Origin of the sequence: Phytomonospora sp. NPDC050363 (assembly GCF_040655735.1) — a bacterium.
In the GTDB taxonomy this organism is placed as follows: domain Bacteria; phylum Actinomycetota; class Actinomycetes; order Mycobacteriales; family Micromonosporaceae; genus Phytomonospora.
Map to the genome: position 1 here is coordinate 139,274 of NZ_JBFAKK010000004.1, position 18,452 is coordinate 157,725.

General features: G+C 71.7%; 15 protein-coding genes and 1 riboswitch. Of the genes, 9 read left to right on the top strand and 6 right to left on the bottom strand.

Annotated elements, in window-relative coordinates:
• Positions 1 to 26: 26 nt before the first annotated feature.
• The gene (locus AB0I28_RS11775; protein WP_357492243.1) at positions 27 to 3,299 is read right to left on the bottom strand and encodes a S8 family serine peptidase; all 3,273 of its coding nucleotides are present in this window, start codon (positions 3,297 to 3,299) and stop codon (positions 27 to 29) included.
• Between the two features lie 139 nt (positions 3,300 to 3,438).
• On the opposite strand from AB0I28_RS11775, the gene AB0I28_RS11780 reads away from it, so the two are divergent.
• The 3 genes from AB0I28_RS11780 (at position 3,439) to AB0I28_RS11790 (ending at position 5,515) form a co-directional block, all read left to right on the top strand.
• Positions 3,439 to 3,831 carry a VOC family protein gene (locus tag AB0I28_RS11780; protein ID WP_357492245.1) on the top strand — a complete coding sequence of 131 codons (393 nt, stop codon included), beginning with the start codon at positions 3,439 to 3,441 and terminating at the stop codon, positions 3,829 to 3,831.
• Positions 3,832 to 3,902: 71 nt separating this feature from the next.
• On the top strand, positions 3,903 to 4,451 hold the full coding sequence (locus AB0I28_RS11785) for a hypothetical protein (RefSeq protein ID WP_357492247.1): 549 nt from the start codon (positions 3,903 to 3,905) through the stop codon (positions 4,449 to 4,451).
• Positions 4,448 to 5,515: a crosslink repair DNA glycosylase YcaQ family protein gene (locus AB0I28_RS11790; RefSeq protein WP_357492249.1), complete on the top strand. Its 1,068-nt coding sequence runs from the start codon at positions 4,448 to 4,450 to the stop codon at positions 5,513 to 5,515. The genes AB0I28_RS11785 and AB0I28_RS11790 overlap by 4 nt, the downstream gene beginning before the upstream one ends.
• On the opposite strand, the gene AB0I28_RS11795 is transcribed toward AB0I28_RS11790, so the two are convergent.
• Both AB0I28_RS11795 and AB0I28_RS11800 read right to left on the bottom strand, forming a co-directional pair.
• Positions 5,512 to 6,549: a hypothetical protein gene (locus AB0I28_RS11795; RefSeq protein WP_357492251.1), complete on the bottom strand. Its 1,038-nt coding sequence runs from the start codon at positions 6,547 to 6,549 to the stop codon at positions 5,512 to 5,514. The two genes, AB0I28_RS11790 and AB0I28_RS11795, sit on opposite strands and share 4 nt — an antisense overlap.
• Positions 6,550 to 6,711: 162 nt before the next feature.
• The gene (locus tag AB0I28_RS11800) at positions 6,712 to 7,179 is read right to left on the bottom strand and encodes a hypothetical protein (RefSeq protein ID WP_357492253.1); all 468 of its coding nucleotides are present in this window, start codon (positions 7,177 to 7,179) and stop codon (positions 6,712 to 6,714) included.
• A 142-nt stretch (positions 7,180 to 7,321) separates the two neighbouring features.
• On the opposite strand from AB0I28_RS11800, the gene AB0I28_RS11805 reads away from it, so the two are divergent.
• The 3 genes from AB0I28_RS11805 to AB0I28_RS11815 are packed head-to-tail and all read left to right on the top strand — an operon-like array spanning position 7,322 to position 10,054.
• The gene (locus tag AB0I28_RS11805; protein ID WP_357492255.1) at positions 7,322 to 8,023 is read left to right on the top strand and encodes a response regulator transcription factor; all 702 of its coding nucleotides are present in this window, start codon (positions 7,322 to 7,324) and stop codon (positions 8,021 to 8,023) included.
• Complete coding sequence (locus tag AB0I28_RS11810; protein WP_357492257.1) at positions 8,020 to 9,372, top strand: HAMP domain-containing sensor histidine kinase; 1,353 nt, start codon at positions 8,020 to 8,022, stop codon at positions 9,370 to 9,372. The genes AB0I28_RS11805 and AB0I28_RS11810 overlap by 4 nt, the downstream gene beginning before the upstream one ends.
• A gap of 22 nt (positions 9,373 to 9,394) precedes the next feature.
• The gene (locus AB0I28_RS11815) at positions 9,395 to 10,054 is read left to right on the top strand and encodes an oxidoreductase (protein ID WP_357492259.1); all 660 of its coding nucleotides are present in this window, start codon (positions 9,395 to 9,397) and stop codon (positions 10,052 to 10,054) included.
• A 1,246-nt stretch (positions 10,055 to 11,300) separates the two neighbouring features.
• Here AB0I28_RS11815 and AB0I28_RS11820 read toward each other — a convergent pair.
• Positions 11,301 to 11,993, bottom strand: coding sequence for a TetR/AcrR family transcriptional regulator (locus AB0I28_RS11820; RefSeq protein WP_357492261.1), 693 nt, complete (start codon positions 11,991 to 11,993; stop codon positions 11,301 to 11,303).
• Between the two features lie 124 nt (positions 11,994 to 12,117).
• Between AB0I28_RS11820 and AB0I28_RS11825 the strand changes: the two genes are divergently transcribed.
• Positions 12,118 to 13,131 carry an alcohol dehydrogenase catalytic domain-containing protein gene (locus AB0I28_RS11825; RefSeq protein WP_357492263.1) on the top strand — a complete coding sequence of 338 codons (1,014 nt, stop codon included), beginning with the start codon at positions 12,118 to 12,120 and terminating at the stop codon, positions 13,129 to 13,131.
• 110 nt (positions 13,132 to 13,241) lie between these two features.
• Positions 13,242 to 13,754 (top strand): cellulose binding domain-containing protein, encoded by a 513-nt coding sequence (locus AB0I28_RS11830; RefSeq protein WP_357492265.1) that lies wholly within the window; start codon positions 13,242 to 13,244, stop codon positions 13,752 to 13,754.
• A 24-nt stretch (positions 13,755 to 13,778) separates the two neighbouring features.
• Here the strand turns inward: AB0I28_RS11830 and AB0I28_RS11835 are convergent, their stop codons facing one another.
• Together AB0I28_RS11835 and AB0I28_RS11840 are read right to left on the bottom strand one after the other, a co-directional pair.
• Entirely contained in the window at positions 13,779 to 14,996 is a 1,218-nt protein-coding gene (locus AB0I28_RS11835; protein ID WP_357492267.1) for an Ig-like domain-containing protein, read from the bottom strand.
• Positions 14,997 to 15,089: 93 nt separating this feature from the next.
• The gene (locus tag AB0I28_RS11840; protein WP_357492269.1) at positions 15,090 to 16,106 is read right to left on the bottom strand and encodes a hypothetical protein; all 1,017 of its coding nucleotides are present in this window, start codon (positions 16,104 to 16,106) and stop codon (positions 15,090 to 15,092) included.
• 3 nt (positions 16,107 to 16,109) lie between these two features.
• Positions 16,110 to 16,254: riboswitch (cyclic di-AMP (ydaO/yuaA leader) on the bottom strand.
• A gap of 438 nt (positions 16,255 to 16,692) precedes the next feature.
• On the opposite strand from AB0I28_RS11840, the gene AB0I28_RS11845 reads away from it, so the two are divergent.
• Positions 16,693 to 18,327 (top strand): ABC-F family ATP-binding cassette domain-containing protein, encoded by a 1,635-nt coding sequence (locus AB0I28_RS11845; RefSeq protein WP_357492271.1) that lies wholly within the window; start codon positions 16,693 to 16,695, stop codon positions 18,325 to 18,327.
• The last annotated feature ends 125 nt before the right edge of the window (positions 18,328 to 18,452 follow it).

Genomic DNA, 18,452 nt, shown 5'->3' on the forward strand with positions numbered 1-18,452 from the left:
GGTCCGGGGCCGCCTCGCGTTCCTGGCTACTCCAGTCCCCACGCCCTGATCGTCGTGGCGGTCACCGAGGCCCCGTTCGCGTCGGTCGCCGACACCCTCGTCGACACGAAGTCCGCCCCCGCCGGGTGGTTCAGCGACGCCGTGGCGTGGTCGCCGACCCTGCTGACCGTCACCGTCTTCCACGTCGCGCCGTCGTCGTAGGAGACCTCGAAGCGCAGCCTCGTCGCCGCCGTCGGCGCGGTCCCCGGCTGCCGGTACACGTCGAGTGTCAGGTCCTGCCGGTGTGCCCGTGACACGAAGCCGTCGCGCATGGTCGGCGAGTCGATCCGCACGGCGTTGAGGCCGACCGGCGTCCCGTCCATGCGGTGGTGCTCCATCACCGCGAACTTCCAGGTGGCCGTGGTCCTCGTGCCCAGAACCGACCAGGGCACGTCGCGCTCGGCGACACAGTCGAGCGTGTAGAGGCCGTGCGCCATCGTGTCGACGACCACGCCCCCGAGGCACGGCTGCTCGGTCGCCAGGACCTCCATCCCGTGCGGATCGAGGAGGCTGGTCGTCCCGGTCGCCATCGGCCCCTCGTAGTTCGAGCGCACCCGCTGATCGGAGCCGGTGAACATCGGCATCCAGATCGCCAGGTGGCCGCCGTGGTGCAGCCACGCCCCGCCGGAGTTCTCCCACCCGCCGACACCGGCGCCCAGCGGCGCCGCGTTCCAGTGCACGGTCTGCGGCGTCAGCGTCCGCTCGCCGGCCCAGAACAGCTGCTCGTACTGCTGCCCGTCGCCGACGAAGGCGAAGCCGCCCCAGGTCAGGCCCTCGCGGACGGTGAAGAACTCGATCCGCTCGGAGGGCCATGGCACCTCGGTGATCGAGGCGAAGCCGGCGAGGCCGTCGGGGGAGTCCTCGACCTGGTTGAGCCGTGATCCCTCGATGTTCGCGGTGCCCTGCGCGTGGAAGATCGCGCGTTCGCGTGAGAGCTCGCGGTCCTTGACCGTGTACGCGGGCGCTGAGGGGAGTTTTCCGGTGTGGGGGAAGTAGAGCGTGTACACGTGCTTCGCGACGCCGCCGGAGAGCACGTGCAGCACCGGTTGGTAGGAGTAGTAGAGCGAGGTGGCCGGTGCCGAACCGGTCGGGGCGACGTACACGACGCTGTCGGCGGCGGCGTTCATGCCGATCGAGGCCTCCCCGTGGCTCAAGGTCACGTTGGTCTCGCTGAGCACGGCCGCGCGGTCGAGCGTGATCTTCGGGCGGGTGCCCTTGGCGGTGTCCCACACGGTGTTCTTGTCGCCGCCGGCTACCGTGACACGGGTGTCGAACACGGTGACCCTGTTCTGCGGGCCGCTGGTCCGCACGACGCCGAAGACCTGGTAGCGGCCCGGCTTGACGCGCTGGATCCCGACGCTCGGGTCGGTCCAGTCGCTGAAGTAGCCCGTCTCCCCGGTGTCGAGGTTCGCCCAGGCCGCGTCGGCGCCGTCGACGGTGTCGCCCGGCCGGGCCTTCGAGATCACCTTGAGGGTGTAGAGCTCCGGTTCGAGGACCAGGCCGAGGGCGGTACGGGCGGTGCTGACGCCGTCGGTGGCGACGAGGGCGGCGCTGATGTTCCCCAGAACCTCGCGTACCGAGGGGTGGAGGGTGACCGTCACTGTTGCCGTCCCGTTCGCCGGGATCGTCACGGCGGTCTTGTCGAGCGTGAGGAGGCCGGCGGGAATCGTGGTGCCGGTGCCCGAGACGGAGAGGTTCACGGACAGGGCGGTGCCGGAGTCGTTGGCGTAGGTGATGGTCCGGGCCGGGTCGGGCCCGGTGTGCGTCCAGGGGAACAGCCCGAAGCTCACGCTGCCCTGCGAGACGCTCAGCGGCTGCGTGACGGCGCGCAGCGCGTCGAGCCGGCCGGTGCCCTGCTGGTAGACGCTCAGCCCTTCGACGGGGTGCGCGCTGCCCATGAGGCCGGCCTTGAGCTCGGCGGCGGTCCACGCGGGGTGCGCCTGTTTCAGCAGCGCGGCGGCCCCGGCGACGTGCGGCGCGGCCATGGAGGTGCCGCTCTCGGTGCTGTAGAAGTCGTCGACGGGCGTGCCCAGTGCGGTGCCCTCCGCGCGCGCCGCGGTGATGCCTCCGCCGGGCGCGGCGATGTCGGGTTTGACGGCGTGGTCGCCCCAGCGCGGGCCCTGGCTGGAGAAGTCGGAGAGCGTGTCCTGCTTGCTGACCGAGCCGACGGTGAGGGCGGCGTCGGCCGAGCCGGGAGTGCTGATCGAACCGGGGACTCCGTAGTTACCGGCGGAGACGACGATGAGCATGCCGGTCCGGCCGGTGATCTCGTTGACGGCCATGGCGAGCGGATCGGTGCCGTCGCTGGGGTAGCCGCCGACGCTGAGGTTGGCCGCGGCGGCGCCGTTGGCGGCGGCCCACTCCATGCCCTCGATGACGCGGCTGTCGTCGCAGGCGCCGAAGTCGTCGCAGACCTTGCCGATGAGCAGTTCGGCCTCGGGGGCGACGCCCTTGTACCCGCCCGACGAGGCGGAGCCGTCACCGGCGACGATCGACGCGACGTGCGTGCCGTGCCCGTGGCCGTCGACGGCCTCGGGGGAGGTGCCGGTGAAGTCGGCGACCTCGCTCACGCGCCCTGCGAGATCGGGGTGACCGGGGTCGTAGCCGGAGTCGAGAACGGCGACCGTGACGCCCGCACCGGTGTACCCGGCGTCCCAGGCCTGCGGCGCACCGACCTGCGGGACGCTCACGTCCAGGGTCACGCGCGCCTTGCCGTCGAGCCAGACGTGCTCGACACCCGCGCGCGAGCCGGACACCAGCGACGACCACCACCGGCCGCCCTCGGTGGAGACGGTGACCGCCTCCGCGCCGATCGAGCCGAGGGTCGCGGTGACCGTCTCGACTCCGGCGCGCCGGGCCGCGGATCCGTCCCCCGCGACGATGAGGGGCAGCGTCGTGTCACGGCCGAGGCCGTCGGCGGCCAGCCTGGTGACGTTGAAGAGGCGGCGGTCGAGCCATCCTTCGCGCAAGCCCGCGGCGGCGTCGGCGGGGATCACGAAGACCTCGCCGGACCCGTCGTCGGCGAACACGCGGCTGTACCCGACCTCTTCGCGGCCCTCACCCGCCCGGTAGCCCACCGAACCGTCGGGATAGAGGTGGACGGTGTCGCCGGTGACGAGATGGACCGGTACGCCCGGACCGGCCGAAGGCGCCGCGTCCGCTCGCGCGGACGAGGCGGGCGGTTCGGCCACGGCGGCCTCGGGACCGGCGCCGGCCAGGGCGAGAGCGGCCAGGAAGGCTAAAGCGGGACGTGTGCGCATGGGTCACCCTGTTCATCGCGGACGGACAAGACGCGCTTTTGCAGTGGAAACGCGCCGTACCGGGAAATGGTTGCAGTCCTAACGATTGAGTCCGGGCCCGCCGCGCCGAGCGCACCGGCGATCGGCGATCATGGTCGGCATGGTGCACCTCGGAGAAGTCGTCCTCGTCGTCCGCGATTACGACGAGGCCATCGCGTACTACGTGGACAGGCTCGGCTTCGAACTCGTCGAGGACACCGAGCTCGCCCCCGGCAAGCGCTGGGTGAAGGTCCGCCCCGCCGGTACGCCGGGCGCCGCGCTGCTGCTGGCCAAGGCCGTCGGCGAGCACCAGGAGTCCCGGATCGGCGACCAGACCGGCGGCCGGGTCGCGTTCTTCCTCTACACCGACGACTTCGCGCGCGACCACCGCCGCATGCTCGACGCCGGCGTCGCCTTCGAGGAGGAACCGCGCCACGAGCCTTTCGGCACCGTCGCCGTCTTCGCCGACCTGTACGGCAACCGCTGGGACTTCATCGAGCGCAAGACCGCCTGACGCGCCGCCGGGATCGCACCCGGCCGCCGGTAAGGTCCCATGGCGAAGCCCGCCCGTCCTTGGGAGCCGTCATGCCCGCCCCTCTCCCCGTCGTCTTCGAAGTGCCCGCAGGTCACCGCGTGAGGCGCTCGATCGCCGTGTGGATCTCCATCGTCCTGGCCGTCGCCTGGATCGCCGTGGCGGCGACCCTGGCCACCGGCGGTGTCGGACCCGACCCCCTCAGCCTGCTCCCGCCCGCCGGGCTGTTCCTGATCACCATCGGCGCCGCCCTCGCCCTGCCCCGGCTGATCCCGGCGCGCGCGTCGGCACTGCGCGTCGAACCGGCCCGCCTCGTCACCGAGGACCAGCGCGGCGGCACGCGCAAATTCCCCGCGCACAAGGTCACCGCCGTCCTCGGACGCGACGGCGGCGAGCTGATCCTGACCCTCGACGACGCCGAGCGCCGCCGCCCCGCCAACCCGGTCCGCGTCGTACTCGCCCCCTACGGGACCACCGACCCCGCGAAGGTCGCGAAACTCCTCGCCCTCGCCAGGGTTCTCTCCGGCGCACCCGACGCCGAGACCCGGCGCACCGTTTCGGCCCTCGGCGGAGAGGCCGACACGGTTACATTGGCCCGATGAACCGCGAAGGCGTTCTCCGCTACCGGTACTTCGCGCAGGGACTCGACCGTCCCGACGACACCGCCGGGGCGGTGATCGGCCTCGGCGTGCAGGACACCCCGCCGGGCTCGGCCGAGGTCGCGCTCGCCGCGCGCGGGGCGGCCACCGAGGGGACCACCGCCACGTGGACGGTTCGCGGCGCTCCGCACCTGCACCGGCGTGCGGATCTGCCCGCGCTGGCCGCCGCGCTGTGGCCGCACTCCTCGGCCGACGCGCTGGCCCGGATGGCCGGTGCCGCGCCCCAGCTGTCCGCGGCGGGCGTCGACGGACGTGAAGCCCTCGCCGCTGTCACCGCCGCCATGCGCGAGGCGGCCGGCGAGCCCCGCACGAAGGGCGAGCTCAGCGCGGCGGTGACCGCCGCCGTCGACGACTCCTACTCGCGCCTGTGCCCCGGCTGCGGGACCGTCCACGTCTACGAGTCGCTGTTCCGGCTCGGCGCGCTGCCCGCCGGCCTGGTCTTCGCCGAGGGCTCCGGCCCGCTGACCTTCGTCCGGCTCGACGACTGGCCCGGCGTGCCCTCCGAGCCCGCCGGGACCGACGCGCTGATCGGCCGCTTCCTCGAACTGACCGGGCCCTCGTCGCTCGCCGACGTCGCGGCCTTCCTCGGCACCGCTCCGGCCCGGCTGAAGGAGTTCTGGCCCGCCGGTCTCACCGCCGTCGAGGTCGAGGGGCGGCAATGCTGGTTCCCGGGCGATCCGGACAAGGCCGTCGCCGACGCCGAGCGGCCCGAGTCGGTGCGCCTGCTCCCGCGTTCGGACCCCTACCTCGGCGGCGATCGCGAACTGCTGGTCCCCGACAAGCGGTACCGCGCCGAGCTGTGGCGCAACCTCAGCCGCCGGGGCGCGCTCCTCGTCGACGGCGAGATCACCGGCTACTGGCAGATGAAGGCCGCCGGGAGCAGGCGCCTCGACCTGACCGTCACGGCTTTCGGCACGCTGGACAAGGCGACGCGCCGCCGCGTCGAGTCCGAGGCGGAACTCGTCGCGGCGGCGCGCGGCCGTACCGAGGCTCGCGTGTCGTTCTAGATCAGTTCGCGCTCCCGCGCCGGTTCCGCCTCGGCGGCGGCGGCGGTCTTCGCGCGGCTCTTGCCGACGGCGTGGACCGCGGTCATTCCGGCGGCGACGACCACCACGATGAGGCCGAGGGTGGCGAGGGTGCGGGCGTCGGGGTGGATCAGCGACTGGCCGCGCAGCGCCTGCCAGGTGACCAGTGCGGTGAGGCCGGCGTAGCCGACACCGGCGACGGCCACGACCGAGCGGCGGGTGCGCTCGTCGCGCAGCCAGGCGACGCGGGCGGCGAGCAGGCTCAGCAGGAGGCCGAGGAGGAGCAGGACCTGCATGCCGTGCATGCCGACGAAGTGCGGGATGCGCAGGTCGCCGCCGGTGCTGCTCCAGCCGGTGAAGGGCATGACGGCGGTGTCGTCGCGGATGCCGACGTTGTGGCTGATGGCCAGCTCGACCGCATTGCCGTTGCCGTCGGTGTAGACGCCGCCCATGGGTTCGGGGTTGAAGCTGATGAGCAGGCCCAGGCCCATGCCGGCCACGGAGGAGAAGGCGGCCAGGCGGATGGCCAGAGCGGTGGCCTTGTCGCCGATGCGCTGGACGATGAGGGTGATCGCGAGGATCAGGTTGGCCAGCATGAGCAGCGGGACGAAGATGCTGAAGATGGTCTGGGTCAGTTCCGCGCCCCAGTCGCCGGAGCTGTTGAAGTGGCTGAACATGCCGCGTGCGCCCTGGATGAGGACGACGCCGACGTCGAGGACGCCGCAGAGGGCCAGGACCGTGCCGAGCCACCAGGTGAACCGTTTCCCTTTGTGGGGGAGGGAGAGCATCCAGGCGAGGGTGAGTCCGTAGGCGACGAAGGCGATGCCGAACTTCATCGGCTTCTCCCACGGGGAGACGCCCATCTGCACGCGGTCGTCGAAGAGGACGCCGGCGAAGGACACCAGCGTCACCCCGGCCATCGCTACGACCATGATCATGAGCGGCCGGTGCCAGCCGATGGCCTGCCGGAGAATGCCGGCGGGGCGGGTGCCGGCGGGGGCGGATGCGGTGGCCATTTTTCCTCCGGAGGGCGCGATCGGTGCTTGCACCACGAATCCTGCGCCGCTTCGTGCCGATCCACATTGGCCTTGGCCCCACTTCACGAGGGGGGCTAGACCCACCAGGGCTCATCCGGTGGGTCACCACGACTCGCACCCACAAGACCCACGGGACAAGCCCTAACCTGATTCCTCCACGACCGCGTAGGGCCCGTCGTTCCACCACATCGCGTCGACCGTGTACACCTTGCCGTCGCGGTGGAAGCGCACGAGCAGGCGGCTCTTCTCCTCGTCGTCGACGATGACGGCGAAGCCGTCGCGCGGGGTCGCCGAGACGAGGGTGACCTTCCCCTTGGTCGCGCGGACGGTGACGCTGCCGCCGTCGGTGTGGAAGCCCTGCTCCCACACGCCGCCGCGGATCTCGTGCCAGCCGTCGAGGGTGCGCGGTTCGGCGCGGCTGGTGGCCGAGTCGCTGGGGGCGTAGGAGGGCGGGTCGTCGCGGACCTCGGAGATGGGTACCGGCAGCCCGTCGTCGGTGACGGCCGCGGCCATCACCGGGTGCATTCCCAGCCAGGCGGCGAAGGCTGCGACGGCGGTGGTGGCCAGCCAGACCAGGCAGGCCGCGACGGGTTTCGGCAGGCGTCGCACGGGCCACATCCTGCCACAGGACCGCGTCCATCCGGCGAGGCGAGAGCGTCTCACCGCCATATGAGGATGAATCCAGGCATGTCCGTTTGTCGATGCCCTCTCGTCTTTCCCCGTGGGAGCGCTAACGGTATGGTCTGGCGCCATGGCAACCGTCCTGCTCGTCGAAGACGACGCGAACGTGCGCGCGGCGCTCACCCGGGCGTTGTCCAACGCCGGGCACGCCGTCCGGCCGGTCGGCGCCGCCCTCGAAGCGCTTCGCCACATCGGCACGGCGGGCCCCGGAACCATCGACCTGGTGATCCTCGACCTCGGGCTGCCCGACCTCGACGGCGCCGACGCCCTGCGCATGCTTCGCGGCATCACCGACGTCCCCGTCATCGTCGCCACCGCCCGCAACGACGAGACCAGCATGATCCGGCTGCTCAACGCCGGCGCCGACGACTACGTCACCAAGCCCTTCTCCGCCGCCCACCTCCAGGCCCGCGTCGCCGCCGTCCTGCGGCGCGGCGGCCAGCGCGGCGAACAGCACACCGCGCAGGTGACCACCACCGGCTCGCTGCGCATCGACCAGTCCCGCCGGCACGCCGAACTCGACGGGACCGCCCTCGACCTGACCCGCCGCGAGTTCGACCTGCTCGCCTACCTCGCCGAGCACGCCGGGCGGGTGGTGACCCGGCGGGAACTCGTCGAACAGGTCTGGCGCCAGCCCTACCTCGGCGCCGAGGCGACCGTCGACGTGCACCTGTCGTGGCTGCGCCGCAAACTCGGCGAGACCGCGGCCAGCCCGAGACTCCTGCGCACCGTGCGCGGGGTAGGGGTCATGCTGGTGGACGAACGTCGGTGAGATGGGCCTTCGTCCGCGTCGCGCTGGCCACCACGTCGATGGTCGCGCTGGCACTGCTGATCCCGCTGGCGCTGATCGTCGGGCAGCTCGCCCACGACCGGGCGGTCACCGCCGCGCGTGACCAGAGCGCCGCGATGGTGACGGTCCTCGCCGTCACCGACGACTCGCAGGAGATCCTCCGCGCGATCCTGAGCACCCGCTCGGGCGCCAACGGCCACATGGCGGTGCACCTCCCCGGTCGCCAGGTGCTCGGCAGCGAGCACGCCAGTGCCGAGGACGTCATGCTCGCCGCCGGCGAGGGCCGCTCGCTGACCACACCCGTCGGCACCGGACTGGTGTACCTGCGGACGGTGGCCCTCCCGGCGGGCAAGGCCGTCATCGAGGTGTACATCCCCGACTCCGAACTGACCCGCAACGTCGCCGGGGCGCGGCTCGCCCTGATCGCGCTGGCGCTGGTCCTGGTCGTGATCTCGGTGGTCACCGCCGACCGCCTCGCGGCGCGCTTCGTGCGCGCCGCCCGCGGCCTGGCCGCCGTCGCGGGCCGCTTCGGGGGCGGCGACCTGGCCGCCCGCGCGGACCCGGACGCGCCGGCCGAACTCGCCGAGGCGGGCGTCGCCTTCAACGCGATGGCCGACCGCGTCGTGCGCCTCGTCGACGCCGAACGCGAGATCGCCGCCGACCTGTCCCACCGGCTGCGCACTCCACTGACCGCGTTGCGCCTCGACGTCGACACCCTCGACGCCGGCCCCGAGGCCGACCGGATCCGGGACGCCGTCGACGCCCTCCAGCGGCAGATCGACGAGATCATCCTCGGCGCACGCAAGTCCGTCGCCGAGCGCTCCACCGAGACCTGCGACGTCAACGAGGTCCTCACCGAGCGGCTGGCCTTCTGGTCGGTCCTGGCCGAGGACCACGGCCGCTCCTGGACCGTCGAGGGCAACAACCGTCCACTGTGGGTTCCGGTGCCCAAGGGCGAGCTCAGCGCGGCGATCGACGCGATGCTCGGCAACGTCTTCGCGCACACCCCCCAAGGCGCCCCCTTCCAGGCGGTCCTCGACGTGCGGCGCCGCATCCTCGCCGTCGAGGACGGCGGCCCGGGCATCGAGGATCCAGGGCAGGCGCTGACGCGCGGATCGTCGGGAGCGGGTTCCACCGGTCTCGGCCTCGACATCGTCCGGCGGGTCGCCGACACCACCGGCGGCAGCCTCCACATCGGACACAGCCGGCTCGGCGGGGCGCGGATCGCGCTGGTCTTCGGGCAGCCGGCGGGGGAGAAGAAGCCCCGGCGGCACTGGCGCAGCCGCCATCGCGCCGAAGAGACCGGCCGCAAGAACGCCAAGGAGATTTGAGCGCGCCGCTAGGCTGGAGCGCGTGACAGGACGTACCGCGCTGCTCGTAGGCGCCACCGGACTCGTCGGCGGGCACTGCCTCGGGCGGCTGCTGACCGAACCGGTCTACAGCAAGGTGACCGTGCTCGCCCGCCGCGACTCCGGGCACCGGGACGAGCGGCTCGACGAACGCGTCGTCGACTTCGGCGCACTGACCGCCGCCGACGTCCCCGCCGTCGACGACGTCTACTGCGCACTGGGCACCACCATGGCCAAGGCGGGGAGCAAGGAGGCGTTCCGCCGCGTCGACCACGACCACGTGCTCAAGGTCGCCGAACTCGCCCACGCCGCCGGCGCCACCAGGTTCGCCCTGGTCAGCTCCATCGGCGCCGACCCCGACTCCAGGACTTTCTACCTGCGCGTCAAGGGCGAGACCGAGCGCGACCTCGCAGCGGCCGGCTTCGAGTGCCTTGAGATCTTCCGCCCCAGCGGACTCGTCGGGGAGCGCGACGACCGCCGGCTCGCCGAGCGGGTGTCGATCCCGTTGCTGCAGGCCGTTTCCGGGCTCCTGGCGGGCTCGCTGCGGCCCTACCGGGCGGTGCGGGCGGTGACGGTCGCCAGGGCGATGGTGACGGCTCTGCTGGCGGGGGAGGCGGGCTCGCGGGTGAGGACCTACGCGGAGATCGAGGCGCTGGGGGCTTGAGGCGAGGGCTCGCTGCGCCGGGATATCGTGCCGCGGCGACTCAGCGACTCAGCGACTCAGCGACTCAGCGACTCAGCGACTCAGCGGGCCAGCGGGCCAGCGGGCCCGTGGTTCGAGGACTCTGCGGCAACGCCGACCCGTGCGGTGCGGTCAGCCCGGCGCGGCATCGCCTGTGGACTGACCGCCCCGGACGCTTTAGCTTCTCTGACGGCGTGGCACTCCTTCACGCCATGCGGTCGGCCCAGGCCGCCGCCGCAAGGTGTGCTCCGGCGACGTCCGTGACCAAGCCCTAGCCTTCACGCCCGACTCCGCGCCGCGAAAGCGGCGGAACCGGAAGCCTTCAGATGAGCGCCGCCAGGCCGTGGCCAATGCAGTCCGAGTCCGCACCCGGCTCGCCCCGCCCGTCCTGGCTCGCTCGCCCCGCCCTTGCCCTCGCGACGCTCTCTCGTCCACGGCTCGCGATCCCTCTGCCACCTCACCCCTCGGGCAGACTGCCAACCCGGACTCGCGCCGCGCTGTCGGCCACACGCGGCATCGTCCGTGCTTCAACCGTCCCCGCCGCGCTTCCCGAGCGGCGCCGCCGCGCTGCCCGGGCGGCCGCCGTACGAGCGGCATGCCGGGCCGAAGGTTTCCGGGTTGAGGGAAGTGGGGCCGGTGGCATTCGTCTACGCCTGCGAACCCTCGCCCCGCCGCGCTCCGGGAGCAGCGCCACCTACCCTCGCCCTGCTGAGGCCGCCTGCGAGCCCTCGCCCCGCTTCGCGCAGTCGCTTCGCGAGCAGCGCGCTCGGCAGCCGAGGTGACGCCGCATTGGGCGGCGCGGTGGCCCGGATCTGCGGGTTGAGGCCGGTGGCGCAGGTGGCAGTCGTCTCGCCGTCGAGCCCTCGCCCAGCCCGCTCCGCGTACAGCAGCGCAAACCCAACCCGCGCGATGTAGTCAAGCCCGCGTGGGTCTTCCGTGCTCCAACCGGCCCAACCGCCGCAGCCGCTCCGCGAGCGGCGCCGCCTCGCCTCTGAGGCGAGGCCCGCCGGGGGCATCCAGCGGTCCGCCTTCGCGAGCTAACAGCACCGGGTGTTCTGCCGTCGCCACTCCGCCCCAGCCCTCGCCGACCCCGCTCGCCCCCGCCCCGCGAGCCGCATCGCCAACCCCGCGCCCCACGCGGCGCCGGCAACAACCCAACCCCCGCCACGCGCTCGCCCCACCCCTCCCCGCAAGCCAGCCCCCCTACCCCCTCCACCCGGCCGCGCCCTCACCTCATCTTCCCCAGCCACTCCGCCAGCAGCGCCGTCTCCCCGTCCGTCAGTCCCCGCAGTGTCCCCGCCCGCACCCGCGCGCGCAGCTCCCCGACCGGGTCGGACCCCGCCCCGGACCCCACCCCCGCCGCCCCCCTGGTCGTCACCGCCGCCAGCACGGCGTCGCGGGTGCGGTCCGCCAGCGCCGGGTCGCGCTCGTCCTCCACGGTGTTCACCAGGGCGAACACCACCCCGACCCCGGCGGCGTGCACCATGTCGGCGGCCTGTGCCGCAGGGAGCCGGAGGAGCCCGGCGGCTTCGGCGCGGTCGAGGATCGACAGCAGGATGCGGTGTCCTTCGGCGGCGGCCGCGGGGCGGTTGCCGGGCCGGACTCCGCCGTACATGAGCTGGTAGAACGCGGGGTAGGCCAGCCCGAAGGCGATGTGGGCGTCCCAGCCTTCGCGCAGGTCGGCGATCGGGTCGGCACTGGGGGTGTTGGCGCGCTTGACGGCCAGGTAGCGCTCGAAGCCGTACTCGGCGGTGGTGTCGAGGAGCCCCTGCTTGTCACCGAAGTGGTGGTAGAGGGTCGGCGCGCCGACGCCGGCGGCCTCGCACACCGCCCGCGTGGAGAAGGCCGCACCGCCGTCGGCGAGGAGTTCGGCCGAGGCGTGCAGGATGCGCTCGCGCGTTCCCGGGACGGTGTCGTTCATGGCCCGATCTTACCCGGCGGCCTATAGGGCTGCTATACGGAAAGTGCCCATCCGACTGAACTTCGCTCTACGGCGATGTATCGTCGCTATAGTCAGGTTAGAACGTCGCTATACGGGAGTATCCATGCGCGCCGCAGTCATCACCGAACCCCACGCACCCCTCACCCTCGTCGACCGCGAGGTCCCCGAGCCCGGCCCCGGCGAGATCCTCGTCAAGGTCGTCGGCTCGGGCATGTGCTTCTCCGAGATCAACCAGCAGCGCGGCCACTACCCCGGCGCCGTCTACCCGGCCATCCCCGGCCACGAGATCAGCGGCGTCGTCGCCGAGCTCGGCCCGGGCGTGACCTGGCCCGCCGTCGGCACACCCGTGGGCGCCCAGTTCCTCTACGACTCCTGCGGACACTGCGACCAGTGCGCCCGCGGCGACCAGGTCGTCTGCCGACGGATGCGCATCACCGGCGTCGGCGTCGACGGCGGCTACGCCGAGTACTTCCTCGCCCGGGCCGGCTACCTCACACCACTCCCCGCGGACCTCGACCCCATAGCCGCCGCACCGCTCATGTGCGCCGGCATCACCGCCTTCAACGGCCTGCGCAAAGCCGGCACGCGACCCGGCGCGAAGGTCGCCGTCATCGGCATGGGCGGCGTCGGCGAGCTGACCGTGCGCTTCGCCCTGGCCATGGGCGCCCGCGTCGCCGTCCTCGGCCGCTCCCGCCGAGCCGAGCCGAAGGCGCGGGAACTCGGCGCCGAACTCTTCGTCGCCACCGCCGAGCAGGACCCCGCCGAGGCCCTGGCCGCCTGGGACGGCGGCGCCGACATCGTCGTCAACGCCGCCCCCGACTCCAGGACCGCCGCCGCCTCCATCGGCGGACTCGACACCGACGGCACGCTTCTCCTGGCCGGCTCCAGCGCCGACCCGCTGCCCCTGCCGGTCCCGCAGATGCTCTTCCGGCGCCTGAGCGTCATCGCCAACCCCTCCGGCTCACCGGCCGACCTGCGCGACACCCTCGCCTTCGCCGTCGCCGCCCGGATCGTCCCCGACGTGGTCCCGGTCTCCCTCGACGAGGCCCCCGACGTCCTCGCCCGCATGGGGGAGGGCACCTGGAGCGGCCGCGCCGTCATCGACCTGCGCCGCTAAACCCAGCCCAGCACCGGCTTAAAGCTTTCTAAAGACCCGCCCGGGCACACCCCGGGCGGGTTCTCCTTGAGCGGTCCGATCCCCTCGGCGTCGAAAGGGAGGAGAGTCCCGTGCGACTGAGCAGACGACTCCTCCCGCCCCTGCTCGCCGGTACGGCCGTGGCGCTCTTCGGCGGCCTGGTGACCGGCATCGCCATGGCCGCCGACACCGACGGGCTCACCGCGACCTACCGGACCACTCTCCTGTGGGACGGCGGCCAGGCGGGCGTCTACCGCCTCGTCAACGCCGGCGACTCCGCCGTCGACGGCTGGAAACTGACCTTCACGCTCCCCGGCGAGGCCGTGGTCATCGGCGTCTGGAACGGCGAACTCGACCCGGCCGGCGAGGCCTACACCGTCACTCCCCGGCCCGGCGACGCCGTCCTTGAGCCCGGCGCGGTCACCGAGATCGGTTTCACCGCGACGGCCCCCGCCGAGGTCATCCCCGGCGACTGCCGTGTCAACGAGCACGAATGCGCCGGAGGCGCCGACCCCGGCCCCGCGGCCCCGCCGACCACCGGCGCGGCCGCCCACACGCCACCTCCCTCCCCGCACAAAGGGCGGGCGTCACCCTGGAGATGGTGACGCCCGCCCGCAAAAAGTGCTCGGTCAGACGGTCGGCGGGGGCAGCGCGCTGCCCTTGACGAACTCTTCCCAGCTCATGTTCCAGCAGGTCCAGCCGTTCCCTTCGGTCACCGGCTCCTCGGTGCCCTTGACCACGATCGGGTCGCCGACCTCGGTCCAGTTGTACATCCACTCGGCGTTGTCGCGGGCGACGTTGATGCAGCCGTGCGACACGTTGCGCTCGCCCTGGTCGGCGACCGACCACGGCGCGGAGTGGATGAACTGGCCGTCCCAGGTCATGCGCTCGGCGAACTCGATGTCGGTGCGGTAGCCGTCGGGAGAGTCGACCGGCACGCCGTAGGTGGAGGAGTCGAAGACCGTCTTGCGGAGCTTCTCCATGATCACCATGGTGCCGTAGAAGGACGGCTTCGAAGGCTTGCCGAGGCTGACCGGCATGGTCTTCTTGGTCTTGCCGTCCTGCTTGGCGACCATGTTCTTCTTCTTGTTGTCGACGATGATCTCGCGCTTGGTGTCGCTGATCGCGAAGTCGCCGGTGATGTCGGTCTCGCCGAAGTCGCCGTCGCCGAGCGGGTGCCCCCCGATGCCGACGCGGACCTTGAGCTTGGTCCCCGGCTCCCAGTACTCCTTGGGCCGGTACTCCAGCACCGAACCGGTCACCCAGCGCCAGGCGCCGGGCTGGTGCGGTTCGGACTCGACGAACAGGCGCTTCTCGACGCCCGCCCGGTTCTTCTTGTCGATGGCGTAGCCGTCCTTGAACTGGATCAGGACGGGCATGCCGACGCCGTACACGGCGCCGTCGGCGTTCCAAAGGTAGGCGCCGGCGCGCTGCTTCGGAGAGGCCATGGTGGTGAAGGTCGTCGTACCCGTCGACTCGACACCGTCGGCGCCCTTGGCGGTCACCGTCGCGGTGTAGGTCGTCTTGTACTTCAACGGGTCGGTGGGCACCCAGCTCGACTTGTCGAGCCGGAACTTGCCCTTCACACTGTCGCCCTTGTCGTTGACGAGCGTGACGGCGGTGACCTCACCGCCTTCGGCCGAAGCGGCGATCTCCGTGGAGACCGCGAGGCCCGTGCTGTCGGTGGGGGGTTCGATCGCCAGGGTCGGCCCGACGGGGGCCGAACTGGCCGTGTCCCCGGGAGACTTGGAGGCACCGTCGTCGCTGCAGGCGGCAAGGCCGGCGAGCGTGAAAGCCCCGGCGGTCGCGCCGAGGACAGCGCGACGCGAGGTCGTGGGTCGTTCCATAACGAACAAAGGTACAGCCCGAGGTCGAGCCGCCACCGCCCCACGACCCCTCACCGGGGTCATATGTGCGCGTGATGTGCGCGCGTTTTGTCCCTATCTGACGGAAAGGTGCACGTGGTTGGTGTGATCGGAGTTGGGTTCGCCACCCGCTCCGTCATAGGTCGTCCAGCCCTGACCGGGCATCCAGATTTTTCGGTACCAGATCACATAGAGGACACCGAGCGCGTCGGCGTGCTCCACGTACCATCCGGCGAGGTTGTCGCCGTATGCCTTCGCCTCCCCGTACGCCTCGCCGCCGAACCCGCCCGGAGTGACGGAGAAGTCACAGGCGCGGCCCTGCGGGTGCTCACCGAAACTGCCTCCCCGGTAGCAGGCGACGAAGCGGCTCCACCCGGCGATCTCGGTCTCCTCCAGGTTGTGGAGGGTCCGCGGGGTCAGGCAGCCGCTGGGGTTGGTCGGGTCCTGCTTGCTGCATCCCTCGCCGGGGAGGGAGCCGTTGGGATCGCGGTCGACCGGTCGCGGCGCGGGGGCGTCGGAGGTGGTCGGGCCGGTCGTGGCGTCGCCGCCGAAGGCCGCGATGGCCTGGGCCGCCTTCGACCGCTCCTTCTCCATCTTCTCGACGTTCTCCTTCTGCTCGGCGATCTCGTCGTCGAGCAGGGCGACCTTCGCCTCCAGGTCCTCGCGGGCGCCGGTCAGCTCCTTGATCTTCTTGGCGCTCTCCTCGCCGAGGTAGGAGACCAGGACCATGCCGTCGAGAGTGTCGTCGGGGGTCGAACTGGCCAGGAAGGCCTTCGCCGAACTCATGCCGCCGTTCTCGTACATGGCGCCGGCGATGTCGGCGACCTGTGCGGTGAGGACCTTGACGTCCTCCTCGCCCTCGACGACCTGCTTTTCGAGCTTGTCCTGCCGTTCCTTGGAGCCTTTGAGCGCGTCGCGGGCGTCGTTGTAGTTCCCGATCGCCTCGTCGAGCTGCTCGCGCATCTCTTTCGTGCCGCCCTCGTCGTCAGGGTCGGCGATCGCCGCGGGGGAGTTCACCAGCACGGCCAGCACGGTCACCAGAACGGCGACGAGCATGGCCGGCGCTGTGTCACGCCGATGGATCTTCGGCACGCATTCGCCTCTCTTGCCGACCGCCTACCGAGTTAGCTGACGGGCTCGGGCCAAGAGACGCCCTACCGCGCGAGGGTGCACGCGGATTCGCCCCGGGATTCGGTGGGTCCCCGGTTCGCCCCGAAGGGCGATTCGGCGGTGAACCGTCGCCGACGCTCAGCCGGAATGAACGCCTTAGGGGAGCAACGGTCCGGCGCCAGGCTACCGGACGCCGCAGCCCAGGTCAGGGCCCCACCATGCCGTCGCCGCGTGTGGGAACGGGGCGACACAGGGTGATCGGGGCGAGGGGGGCACAACGGGCATCCCGGTTGACGGCCGGCGCGATCATGCGGCAGAATCGACACATCTCGTCCCCGACCCGGGAGTCCGCCCAAGTGGAGAACTGACCGCCGGCGCTGAAAGTCCCTTGTGGTCCCCGCGACCCCTCTTCAGTGCCAACAGAAGCCGTGTCGAGCCGACGCTCCGCAGCCTCTGCCGGTCGTTCCCGCGCATCCCCTGTCCGCAGGGGTACGCCTCCGGTCGCCGACGCTGTCGCGCGCTCATCGCGGTATCGCCCGTCCCATCCGCGACGATCCCGGGAGCCCTCTTGCTACTTCGCACCACCGCAGTTTCCAAGGACTTCGGCCTGGAGCCCCTCTTCGCCCAAGTGAACCTCCTCGTCAACCCCGGCGACCGGATCGGCCTGGTCGGGCCGAACGGCGCCGGCAAGACCACCCTGCTCAAGATCCTCACCGGTGAGGAGCCCCCCACGGCCGGCCGCGTCGAACGCGGACCGCGCGTGCGGGTCGGCTATCTCGCCCAGCAGGTTCCCGACGCCGGGCAGACCGTCGGCGAGTTCCTTCGCGGCGGCGACCCGGAACTGCGCGACCTCACCCGGCGGATGGCCGAGCTGGAGAAGGCGCTCGCCGAGGGCGGTGACGTGCTCGACGAGTACGGCGCGGTCCAGGAGCGCTGGGTGGCGCGTTCGGGCTGGACCTTCGAGTCGCGGCTGGCCGAGGTGCGCGAGCGTCTCGACATCACCGCGCTGCCGGAGGATCTGGCGGTCACCGAGGTGAGCGGCGGTGAGCAGTCCAGGCTGATGCTGGCGCGCCTGCTGCTGTCGGCGCCCGACGTGCTGCTCCTCGACGAGCCGACGAACCATCTCGACGCCGAGGGCAGTGCCTGGCTGGGGGAGTGGCTGCGCGGTTTCGGCGGCGGGGTGGTCATCGCCAGCCATGACCGGGCGCTGCTCGACCGGGCGGTGACGCGCGTCGTCGAGATCGACGGCATCAACGAGGAACCGCAGCTCTACGAGGGCGGCTATACCGCCTACCGGGTGGAGAAGCAGCGCCGGTGGGAGCGGCGGCTGCTGGACTTCGAGGCGCAGGAGAAGGACCGGGTGCGCTGGGAGGCCGACATCGAGCGGACCAAGGGCCACGCTCTCGGGGTCGAGCTGACCACGCACAACGACCGGATGCGCCGCTACGCCAAGAAGGTGGCGAAGAAGGCCAAGGCGCGCGAGCGGCGGTTGCAGCGGCAGATGCAGTCGGTGCGCTGGATCGCCGAACCGCGGACCCGGCCGAGGCTGGTGCTGGCCTTCCCGCCGGCCGAGGCGGGTGAGGGGCCGCCGCTGGTCGCCGAGGGTCTGACCGTCCACCGTGGAGGGAGGGCGATCCTCGACGGCGTCGACCTGACCGTCGGGGCGGGCGACCGGATCGTGGTCACCGGCCGCAACGGCGCCGGCAAGTCGACGCTCCTGCGGGCGCTGGCGGGCGAGTTCGACTCCGGCGAGGTGCGTGCGGCGGTGGCGCCCAGCGTGCTGCCGCAGTCGCACGACGGCCTGCGCGCGGGCCGCACGGGCCGGATGAGCGTGCTCGACTTCTTCCGCTCGCGGGTGCCCGTCTACATCGACGAGGCCGAGGAGTTGCTCGGCGGTTACCTATTCGGGGAGGACGAGCGCACGGCGACCCTGTCCACTTTGTCCGGAGGTGAGCTCCAGCGGCTACTCCTGGCGGTCCTGGTGAACAGCGCCACACCCGTGCTGCTTCTCGACGAACCGACCAACCATCTCGACTTCGACTCGCTCGATGTGATCGAGGAGGCCATGCGGGCCTACCAGGGAACTCTCGTGCTGGTGACCCATGATGCGTACTTCGCCGAACGGGCCGGTGTCCGTCGACAGTGGACGGTCGCTGACGGAAAGGTGACCGAACTGTTGTCATTGGACACTTGCGCTGAGTAGCGAACATCGGTGAACATAGATATGTCACTGGGTCGTAACCGAACGAAATGCCCAACCCGGTGGACTACTCGGTGACACTGGCGACGTACGAGTGGGCGGGGAGCGCATCGTGTGGGGCAGGCATC

Coding starts and splice junctions, on each gene's coding strand:
- AB0I28_RS11775 (WP_357492243.1), bottom strand. CDS start 3,299: ATGCGCACACGTCCCGCTTTAGCCTTCCTGGCCGCTCTCGCCCTGGCC.
- AB0I28_RS11780 (WP_357492245.1), top strand. CDS start 3,439: ATGGTGCACCTCGGAGAAGTCGTCCTCGTCGTCCGCGATTACGACGAG.
- AB0I28_RS11785 (WP_357492247.1), top strand. CDS start 3,903: ATGCCCGCCCCTCTCCCCGTCGTCTTCGAAGTGCCCGCAGGTCACCGC.
- AB0I28_RS11790 (WP_357492249.1), top strand. CDS start 4,448: ATGAACCGCGAAGGCGTTCTCCGCTACCGGTACTTCGCGCAGGGACTC.
- AB0I28_RS11795 (WP_357492251.1), bottom strand. CDS start 6,549: ATGGCCACCGCATCCGCCCCCGCCGGCACCCGCCCCGCCGGCATTCTC.
- AB0I28_RS11805 (WP_357492255.1), top strand. CDS start 7,322: ATGGCAACCGTCCTGCTCGTCGAAGACGACGCGAACGTGCGCGCGGCG.
- AB0I28_RS11820 (WP_357492261.1), bottom strand. CDS start 11,993: ATGAACGACACCGTCCCGGGAACGCGCGAGCGCATCCTGCACGCCTCG.
- AB0I28_RS11825 (WP_357492263.1), top strand. CDS start 12,118: ATGCGCGCCGCAGTCATCACCGAACCCCACGCACCCCTCACCCTCGTC.
- AB0I28_RS11835 (WP_357492267.1), bottom strand. CDS start 14,996: ATGGAACGACCCACGACCTCGCGTCGCGCTGTCCTCGGCGCGACCGCC.